We start from the raw sequence: 2,370 nt of genomic DNA on the forward strand, positions 1-2,370 counted from the left end.
AAAAAAACCAGTAATTTTTGTTACTGGCTTTTTTTTTGTTAGTTTTTGCTTAATCCTCGTTTTTTTAATAGGGGTTGAACGCTTGGCTCGGTGCCTCGGAATCGTTTGTATAATTCCATTGGTTCTTCAGTGCCTCCTTTTTCTAATATGTTTTTTCTAAAGGATAATGCTTTCTCGGGATTGAATAAACTCGTGGTTTTGAACACTTCAAAAGCATCGGTATCCAAAACGCCTGACCAAATGTAACTGTAATATCCCGCAGAATAGCCTCCTGCAAATATATGATTGAAATAGGTGGATTTGTATCGTGGAATTATAGCATCAATCAACCCGATTTTTTGCATTGCTGCACTTTCAAAAGTAGCGGCATCTGTTGTAATCGCTTGTTTTTGTGTGTGGTATTCCATGTCTAACAACGATGCTGCTAAATATTCAACCGTAGTAAATCCTTGGTCAAAAGTGCCTGCTTTTTGCATTTTTTGTACCAAAACATCTGGAATTATCTCGCCCGTTTGGTAATGTTTGGCATACATTTTCATTACTTCTGGCTCAGAAGCCCAATTTTCCATTATTTGCGATGGCAATTCCACAAAATCTCTAGGCACACTGGTTCCAGATAAACTCTCGAAAGTTACATTCGACAACAACCCGTGCAAAGCGTGTCCAAATTCATGGAAAAAAGTACTCACTTCATCAAATGTTAATAAAGCAGGTGCATTTTCAGTTGGTTTTGTGAAATTACAAACTATTGAAACCACCGGTGCAATACGTTTTCCATTTTCGGTTTTTTGCTCTCTATAAGAGGTCATCCAAGCTCCACCGCGTTTCGATGCTCTCGGATGAAAGTCCATATAAATGACCCCAACGTGCGTTCCATTTTTTTCTGTTACTTCCCAAACGGTTACATCTTCATGGTATTTTGGAACATTTTTCAACTCTTTAAAATGCAAGCCATATAATTTTTGACAAACCGTAAATACACCTGCTCTAGTTTGCTCCAAACTAAAATAAGGTTTCAGTTCTTGTTCGTCCAAATCAAAACGTTCTTTTCTGATTTTTTCGGTATAATACCGCCAATCATAAGGTTGTACCGCTTCGTTTATTCCATCTTTTTGCATCATTATCGCAATATCTGCTGCTTCTTTTTTTGCCATTTCCAATGCAGGTGTCCATAAATCTTGCAACAATTTCATCGCTGTTTCCGGATTTTTTGCCATCGATTTTTCCAAAACATAATCGGCATGTGTTGCATATCCTAATAATTTGGCTTTTTCCAAACGTAAATTTGCAATTTGTATTGCTAATTCTTTATTGTCTTTATCATTTCCATTGTTCGCTTTTTGTTGGAAAGCATTCCAAATTTCTTGACGTAATTTTCTATTGCTGCTATATTGTAAAAACGGCATCACACTAGAATTGGCAAGTGTAAACACCCATTTACCTTCTAAACCTTTGGCTTTTGCATCAGCAGCAGCACTTTCTACCAAACTTTTTGGCAAACCTGCTAACTCTTTTTCTTCAGAAATAACTAATTTATATGAATTGGTTTCCGAAAGTATATTTTGACCATATTTTAATGTAGCAACTGCTAATTTTGAATTGATTTCTCGCAATTTTTCTTTTTCAGCAGCATTCAAATTGGCACCACTTCGAACAAAACTTTTGTATAAATTATCTAAAATTTTAGCTTGCTCTTTGCTCAATTTCCATTTTTTTTGATTGTCAAAAACGGATTTTATTCGAAAAAATAAAGCTTCATTCAAACTAATATTATCACTATGTGCTGATAATTTCGGGGCTAATTCTTTGGCTAAAGCTTGTAATTCATCATTCGTATTGGCACTGTTCATGTTTGAAAAAACGGTGCGAACTTTTGATAAAAATTTACCAGAATTTTCCATTGCTAAAATGGTGTTTTCAAAATTTGGCTGTTCTTTGTTTGATACAATCGCCTTGATTTCAGCTTCTTGCTGCTTGATACCTTCTAAAATAGCGGGTTTATAATGTTCATTTTCAATTAAATGAAATGGAGGCACTTGAAAAGGAGTGCTGTAATTTTCGAAAAAAGGATTCATAACTTGTTTTTTTTCTTGGGATTGAACTGACATTGCTTGGCAAATAACAGTTAGTAGTAGTATTGATTTTATTTTCATAGATACATATTTATTTTCATAGCTCAAATGGAATCGCTTTATTTTCATCGGTGTTTGCAATCAAACGAATTTGTTTATAGCGATTTCATGTTTTTATTTTTTTTGTAAATTTATAAAAAAAATACAACTATTCTTTTTTAAAATTAATTTTTGAACCAACGTTCATTTTTTGAGATTTTGCAAAAATAAAATATTTCTCAATTAACCCAACTTGCCG

Annotated in this window: 1 protein-coding gene; it reads right to left on the minus strand. The window is 33.8% G+C overall.

The window, feature by feature from the left end; translation table 11 throughout:
* Positions 1–38: 38 nt before the first annotated feature.
* Entirely contained in the window at positions 39–2,075 is a 2,037-nt protein-coding gene (locus B0A58_RS15545; protein WP_243389519.1) for a M3 family metallopeptidase, read from the minus strand.
* Positions 2,076–2,370 lie beyond the last annotated feature (295 nt).

The organism is Flavobacterium branchiophilum NBRC 15030 = ATCC 35035 (genome assembly GCF_002217205.1).
Classification (GTDB): domain Bacteria; phylum Bacteroidota; class Bacteroidia; order Flavobacteriales; family Flavobacteriaceae; genus Flavobacterium; species Flavobacterium branchiophilum.